A 6,645-nucleotide genomic window follows, 5' to 3' on the forward strand; every position below is an offset into this window, starting at 1 on the left:
GTACGGCCGGCGCCGTCACCCCCATGGCCGGCCCGGGCACCCCGGTCGACTGATTGCTCAGCCAGTGTCGGCTAGCCGGCTGCGGGTCGGCGTCACCGGGCGAACCGTGGAACATGGCCGGCGGCCAGGCCAGACGGGCGCCCGGGCCGGCCGAGGAGGCGCGGGATGCGAGCGGAGCACGAGGAGCCGTACGGACTGTACGACGGGGACGACGTCGACACGGGCGAGGAGGCGCCGGAGGCGGACGACTATCCACCGGACGAGCTGGCAGCGATCCGGGCCAGCCAGCGGGACCCCGGCACCGCCGGACCGGACGCGGAGGCGAGCTGAGGTGTCCAAGCTGCTGCAGGTGGGCATCGTCTACCCCAACGAGATGCGTTCGGGCATCGGTCACGTGGCGTGCACGCTGGGTGGGATCAACTACGAGAGCCGGGGCGGCCGCGGCTGCCTGCGCGGGTCCGCGGCCCGCGGCGCGGCCCATCCGCTGTTCCGGCACCACTTTCACCGGGTGCTGGCCGACGGTCCGGCGGACGCGGCCCGCCGCTGGGCGGACCGGTGCGTCGGGCTGCCGTACCGGTGGGCCGCCGTACCGCTGCCGACGCCGCCGCGGCACGGCGGCGACTGCTCCGGCCTGGTCTCCGGCATCCTCTGCGTCGCGGACGGCCGGCCGGTCGTGCGGCGGTTCTCGACCGGTACGTGGACGTCGGTCTTCGCCCGGCTCGGGTTCGCGGAGGGGCTCGGTGGGGGCGCGGTCGGCGCCATGCCGATCGGCGTGGTGGACCGGCCGTACCCGGGGACGCCGATCGGTCCGGGCAGCCCCAAGCACGACCATGTGCGGTGGATCCAGGCCCGGCTGAACTTTGCCGCGCACAACCGGCACCCCGTGCTCGGTGGCCAGCCGCTCGCGGTGGACGGCGACTTCGGGCCGAAGACCCGCCAGGTGGTGGTGGCGTTCCAGAGGATGCATGGGCTGGAGGGGCTGGGCATGTGCGGTCCGAAGACCTGGCCGCTGCTGAACGCGATCCGCTGAGCTGGGCGTTTGGGGCAATCCGGCTGGGGAAGCAAAGGCGTTTCGCCAGCTGGAAGGAGTTCTCATGTCGGAAAAGAACCTGACCATGCGTTCCCTGCACGATCTCGGCTTGGCCGCCTGGTTCGGCGGCTCCCTCATGGGGGCGGTCGGCCTGAACCGGGCCGGCGCGAGCGTGGCCGACCCGGGCCAGCGGCTGCCGGTCTCGTCGACCGGCTGGGCCCGGTGGACTCCGGTCAACGCCGCGGCCATCGGGACCCACCTGGTCGGCGCGGCGGGTGAGTTGATCGCCGAGACGCCCCGCATGTCGATCCAGTCCGGCGTGGGAAGGACGAGCCTGGTGAAGACCGGTCTCACGGCCGCGGCGCTCGGGGTCACCGGCTACAGCCGGATGCTGGGCAAGAAGCTGGAGAAGGCCGGCGAGGTGCCCGCGGAGGGCACCACCGAACCACACCCGCAGACCCCCGACCAGGTCGCCTCGGCGCAGCGGCAGCTCAAGGTCCTGCAGTGGGCCATTCCGGCGCTCACCGGCAGCCTGGTCGTGCTCACCGCGTACATGGGCGAGCAACAGAAGCCCGGCCAGGTCTTTCGGGGCGTGCTGGGCCGGATGTCCGGTACGTCCCGCAAGGCGCCGATGCTGCTCGGCATGCTGGCCGCCCGTCGACGGGGCTGAGGCGGCTCACGCGTTCGTGTCGTACCGCCTCGCGGGGTGGGCCACCCGCTCCGGGCGGTCCGCCCCGCGCCGCATGTGTCGCGGATCTCCGGCCTCCTCGCGCCGTTGGATTCGGGCGTCCGGGTTGAGAACGATCGCGCTGGGAACCTGCCCCCGAGACCCCCGAGCACCGAGAGGACGGCACAGTGAGCCACGACCAGACGGACCGTCAGGACCCCCGGGCGCAGTTCCGGAACCCGGACGAGCAGCGCGGCCAGACGCAGTCGCACCCCGGCTCGACCGCGGAGATGCCCGACCGGCCCGACCACGGCGAGCGCAGCTACGCCGGCAGCGAGCGGCTGGCCGGAAAGCGGGCGATCATCACCGGCGGGGACTCCGGGATCGGCCGGGCCGTGGCGATCGCCTTCGCCCGGGAGGGCGCCGACGTGCTGATCGCATACCTGCCGGCGGAGGAGGACGACGCCCGGGAGACCGCCAAGCTGGTCACCGAGGCCGGCCGCCGGGCCGTGACGGTCGCCGGCGACATCCGGTCGGAGGAGCACTGCCGGTCCCTCGTCCAGCGAGCGGTGGACGAGCTCGGCGGCCTGGACATCCTGGTGAACAACGCCGCCTTCCAGATGGCCCAGGACGGCGGGATCACCGACATCAGCACCGAGCAGTTCGACCGGGTGTTGAAGACCAACCTGTACGCGATGTTCTGGCTCTGCAAGGCGGCCGTGCCGCACCTGCGCCCCGGCTCGACGATCATCAACACCGCGTCGATCCAGGCCTACCAGCCGTCGCCGCAGCTGCTCGACTACGCCACCACCAAGGCGGGGATCGTGGCCTTCACCAAGGCGCTCGCCGAGAACCTGGCCGGGCAGGGCATCCGGGTCAACGCCGTGGCGCCCGGGCCGATCTGGACCCCGCTCATCCCGGCCACCATGCCCCAGGAGCAGGTCGAGTCGTTCGGCGCGGACACCCCGCTGGGCCGGGCCGGCCAGCCGGCCGAGCTGGCCCCCGCGTACGTCTTCTTCGCCTCCCAGGAGTCCAGCTATGTCACGGGTGAGGTGCTCGGGGTCACCGGCGGGAAGCCGCTGGCGTGACGTCCTCCGTCGAGCCGGTCCGGCCGGAGCCCGAGTTGGAGGACGCGTTCGACCGGCTGGTCGAACAGGGCACGGACCGGCTCGCCCGGCCGTGGCCGGCGCTGCTGGTCACCGGGCTGCTGGGCGGGTTGGACGTCGGCACCGGCGTGCTGGCGTACCTGCTGGTGGAGCACGCCACCGGCCAGCCGCTGCTGGCCGGCCTGGCGTTCTCCATCGGCTTCGTGGCGCTCCTGCTGGCCCGCAGCGAGCTGTTCACCGAGAACTTCCTGGTGCCGGTGGCCGCGGTGGCGGCCCGGCACGGCACCCTGCTGGAGCTGGCCCGGCTGTGGGCGGTGGCGCTGGTCACCAACCTGGCCGGCGGCTGGCTGGTCGCCTGGCTGATCACCCGCGGCCTGCCCGAGCTGCGGGAGACCGCCATCGAGGTGGGGACCCACTACGGACACCTGGGGATCAACCTGCGGTCGTTCACCCTGGCCGTGCTCGCCGGCATGGTGATCACCCTGATGACGCGGATGCAGCACGCCACCGACAATCTGGGCGTACGGATCGTGCCGGCGCTGCTCTTCGGCGCGCTGCTGGCCGGCGGTCAGCTCTTCCACAGCGTGCTCGACTCGATCCTCATGTTCACGGCGCTGCTGGCCGGCCGGGCGCCGTTCGGCTATCTGGACTGGCTCGGCGCGCTGGCCTGGGCCGTCCTCGGGAACCTGGTGGGCGGGGTGGGCCTGGTGGCGTTCGCCCGGCTGGCCCGGGTGCCACACCGGCTCGCCGCCGAGCGGGCCCGCCAGGCCGGATCACCGGCGGCCGGCAACGACGGCGCCTGATCGGCGGGTTGGCGGGTGGGGCGGGTCAGCGCGGCGCCACCGGCGCCGGCTCCGGCGCGGGCGGTGGCGCCACGGCCGGCGCCGGGGCGCGGCGCAGTTCCTCGACCCGCACCAGGGCCACGCCGGCGATGATGAGCACCCCACCGAACAGCTGCACGGTGCTGGGCAGCTCGCCCAGCACCAGCCAGGCGATCAGCACCGCGAACAGCACCTCGGTGAGGCCGACGAACGAGGACAGCCGGGCGCCGAGCAGCCGGGCCGCGCCGATCCCGGCCACGTACGAGACGACGGCGGCGACCAGGGACAGGCCGAGGACCGGCACGAGCCAGCTCAGCCGGTGGCCACCGAGGTCGACCTGGCCGAACGTGGCGTGCAACGGCAACACGCGCAGGCCGCCCAGCAGGAGCAGCAGCACGGCGCCGATCGCCATCCCGCCGCAGGCCAGCGCGACCGGCGGCAGCTGGCTGTCCGTACGGGCCGAGAGCACGAAGTAGGCGGCCAGGCCCACCGCGGCGCCGAGCCCCCACAGCACGCCCACCGGCCGGATCCCGCCGCCGCCGGTGATGTCCAGCACGAAGGCCAACCCGACGATGGCCGCCGCCGACCCGGCGACGGTCAGCCGGCGCGGCCGCTGGCCGTGCGCCAGCCAGGTCCAGGCCACCACCAGGATGATGCCGAGATACTCCAGCAGCAGCGCCACCCCGACCGGGAGGAACCGGACCGCGTTGAAGTAGCAGGCCTGGGCAGCGCCCACGGCGAGCATCCCGAACAGCGCGAGCAGGCCCAGGTTGGCCCGGACCAGCCGCCACCGGCCCCGTACCGACCATGCCGCGGGGACGGCCAGGACCAGCGCGGCCACGCCGACCCGGACGGCCACGGCCGCCTCGGCCGACCAACCGGCGCCGATGAGCGACCGGGCGAACGTGCCGGAGGTGGCGAAGGTGGCGGCCGAGAGCAGCGCCAGCCCGAGCCCGATCCCGGCTGAGCGTTGGTGCGGCATGGATCTCCTCCGCCGATCGACGTAATGGGCGAACCCGCCTTATGCTTGTGACGCTAGGCCGGACGACGACAGGGGTCAAGGTGCTTTTTGCTCATGACACCCAATGCGGGTTGATCGCGGCCACCGCGCTGGTGAACACCGAGGGCGACGGCCGGGAGGGGCTGCCCGACGTGGCCGCGCTGGACGCCCACTTCGCCGCGTACGGCTGGACCGGCCGGCACGAACGGACCGAGGCCGAGCTGCACGGCGTGCGCGAGCTACGACCGCGGCTGCGCCGGATCTGGTACGCCGACGAGGACGCCGCGGTGTCCATCGTGAACGGGCTGCTCCGGTCGGCGCGGGCGCTGCCGCAGCTGATCCGGCACGACGACGAGCCCTACCACCTGCACGCCGTGCCCCGGGACGCGCCGCTGCCCACCCGGATGGCCGTGGAGGCCGCCATGGCGTTCGTGGACCTGATCCGCGCCGGCGAACTCGACCGGCTGCGCGTCTGCGCCTATCCCGGCTGCGGCAACGTGCTAATCGACCTGTCCCGCAACCGGTGCCGGCGGTTCTGCGACGCGGGCTGCGGCAACCGGGCCGCCGTCGGCGCGTACCGGGCGCGGCGGGCCGCCGAGCGGGAGCCTTGACCGGCCCCGCGGAAGGCAGCGGCGCGGGTCACCCACCCGGGGAGCGGTTCCGGTAGCATCGGTGGTGGGCGGAGCGCACGCCCGCGCCCAGTGCGGTTGCCCCACGCCGGCCGCACACCGGGGCCAAGAGGCACGGACTCAGCGCGTCGATGTCCGCTGCGCGGCGGTGGTGTGCCGCCCGGTTCGGCGGGGAGCGTGGGGCCTCGCCGGAGGTCGGTCATGACTGACAAGAAGACACGCCGCGCCCGCCCCGACCGGGCCCGCAGGCGGGCAATCCGCGCGCACGCCCGGCTCACCGGGGTGCCCTACTCGGTCGCCGCCCGCCAGCTCGCGGTGAGCCGGCGTACCGCCGCCGACCTGCGCGCCGGTGAGACGGTGGCCAACTGCGGCCGTACGGTCTACCCTGCCGCCGTGCACGACCTGGGCCGCTGGTCGATTCAACGGCGGGAGCGGCGCTCGGCCGACGAGAAGGTCCGGGACACCCACCTGGCCGGTCTGCTGCCGGCCGGCCGCGCCCAGCACCTGGCGGACCGGTTCCCGCCGACCCGGGGCCCCGCCGGCAGCGGGGTGGGCCCGCTGTATTCCGGCGACGGACGGGCGGAGCTGCTCGCGATGCTCTACCTGCATGTCGGCGCCCTGGCCCCCGGACTGGTGCCGGCAGCCGGGGAGCTGGCCTGGACCGCCCGGCTGGGCGAGGAGACGGCCGTCGACCTCGCCTGCACCGATCTGGATCGGGCCGTCCGGCACCTGCTGGACGGCAACCGGGCCCGGCTCTGGCTGCTGCTCGGCGCGGCGCTGGAAGCCGGCGAGGCGGACCCGGGCTGGCCCCTGCGGCGGGAGGCCGTCCGGCTGGCCGCGCACTACCGCGCGATGATGGCCATCGGGTGGGGGCCGGAGGGCGAGCCGGACGTTCCGGGGCCGCCGTTCGAGGGCGTACGGCAGATCCTCGACGCGCTGCTGGTGGTGGGCGATGACGGCCACGCGCCGGGGACCCGGGTGCGGACGCCGGCGGCCGGGTGGAGCGGCACGGTCGTGGGGCTGCGGTGGGCCGCCGTCGGCCCGCCGGTGGAATACACGGTACGCCCGGACGGCGCCGGGCAGACCGTGCCGGTGCAACCCGAGGCCCTGATCGTCCTGCCCGACCAGGAGACCGATCTGCGTCCCCTGGTCGACGTCGACGTCGGCTGAGGGGTCCCGTCCGCCCTCGGGGCGGGGGTCCGCGCCACCCGTGGGCGCACCGGACCCCCGCCCCGAGGCGCGGTCAGCCGATAACGGCGCTGTCGTCGAGGTCGGCCGGGACCGCGTCCGGCACCTCGACCGGCTTCTCGGCCCCCCGGAACACCAGCTTGGACTTGTCGGTGTTCTCCGGGTCGCCCTCGCAGTCGACCACCACGATCTGACCCGGGGTCA

At 74.4% G+C, this 6,645-nt stretch carries 8 protein-coding genes and 1 pseudogene; 7 read left to right on the forward strand and 2 right to left on the reverse strand.

The genetic code is table 11. The features are described from left to right. The first annotated feature begins 165 nt into the window (after nt 1-165). From ACFFHU_RS10805 to ACFFHU_RS10825, 5 genes are all read left to right on the forward strand, one after another. Nucleotides 166-330 (forward strand): hypothetical protein, encoded by a 165-nt coding sequence (locus ACFFHU_RS10805; protein WP_377337783.1) that lies wholly within the window; start codon nt 166-168, stop codon nt 328-330. A 1-nt stretch (nt 331) separates the two neighbouring features. Continuing rightward, nucleotides 332-1,030, forward strand: a complete 699-nt coding sequence (locus ACFFHU_RS10810; protein ID WP_377337785.1) for a peptidoglycan-binding domain-containing protein — start codon at nt 332-334, stop codon at nt 1,028-1,030. A gap of 64 nt (nt 1,031-1,094) precedes the next feature. Next, nucleotides 1,095-1,700: a hypothetical protein gene (locus ACFFHU_RS10815; protein WP_377337786.1), complete on the forward strand. Its 606-nt coding sequence runs from the start codon at nt 1,095-1,097 to the stop codon at nt 1,698-1,700. A gap of 185 nt (nt 1,701-1,885) precedes the next feature. Beyond that, complete coding sequence (locus tag ACFFHU_RS10820; protein WP_377337788.1) at nt 1,886-2,785, forward strand: SDR family oxidoreductase; 900 nt, start codon at nt 1,886-1,888, stop codon at nt 2,783-2,785. Continuing rightward, the gene (locus ACFFHU_RS10825; protein WP_377337790.1) at nt 2,782-3,606 is read left to right on the forward strand and encodes a formate/nitrite transporter family protein; all 825 of its coding nucleotides are present in this window, start codon (nt 2,782-2,784) and stop codon (nt 3,604-3,606) included. The genes ACFFHU_RS10820 and ACFFHU_RS10825 overlap by 4 nt, the downstream gene beginning before the upstream one ends. Before the next feature lie 25 nt (nt 3,607-3,631). Here the strand turns inward: ACFFHU_RS10825 and ACFFHU_RS10830 are convergent, their stop codons facing one another. Then, nucleotides 3,632-4,606, reverse strand: coding sequence for an EamA family transporter (locus tag ACFFHU_RS10830; protein ID WP_377337792.1), 975 nt, complete (start codon nt 4,604-4,606; stop codon nt 3,632-3,634). Nucleotides 4,607-4,686: 80 nt separating this feature from the next. Between ACFFHU_RS10830 and ACFFHU_RS10835 the strand changes: the two genes are divergently transcribed. Both ACFFHU_RS10835 and ACFFHU_RS10840 read left to right on the forward strand, forming a co-directional pair. Continuing rightward, nucleotides 4,687-5,235: a CGNR zinc finger domain-containing protein gene (locus ACFFHU_RS10835; protein WP_377337794.1), complete on the forward strand. Its 549-nt coding sequence runs from the start codon at nt 4,687-4,689 to the stop codon at nt 5,233-5,235. Between the two features lie 219 nt (nt 5,236-5,454). Continuing rightward, nucleotides 5,455-6,423 (forward strand): hypothetical protein, encoded by a 969-nt coding sequence (locus ACFFHU_RS10840; RefSeq protein WP_377337796.1) that lies wholly within the window; start codon nt 5,455-5,457, stop codon nt 6,421-6,423. A 73-nt stretch (nt 6,424-6,496) separates the two neighbouring features. Here ACFFHU_RS10840 and ACFFHU_RS10845 read toward each other — a convergent pair. Next, a pseudogene (locus ACFFHU_RS10845) lies at nt 6,497-6,645 on the reverse strand (AAA family ATPase); the annotation flags it as partial.

The sequence above is a fragment of the Plantactinospora siamensis genome (assembly GCF_042434095.1).
GTDB lineage: Bacteria > Actinomycetota > Actinomycetes > Mycobacteriales > Micromonosporaceae > KBS50.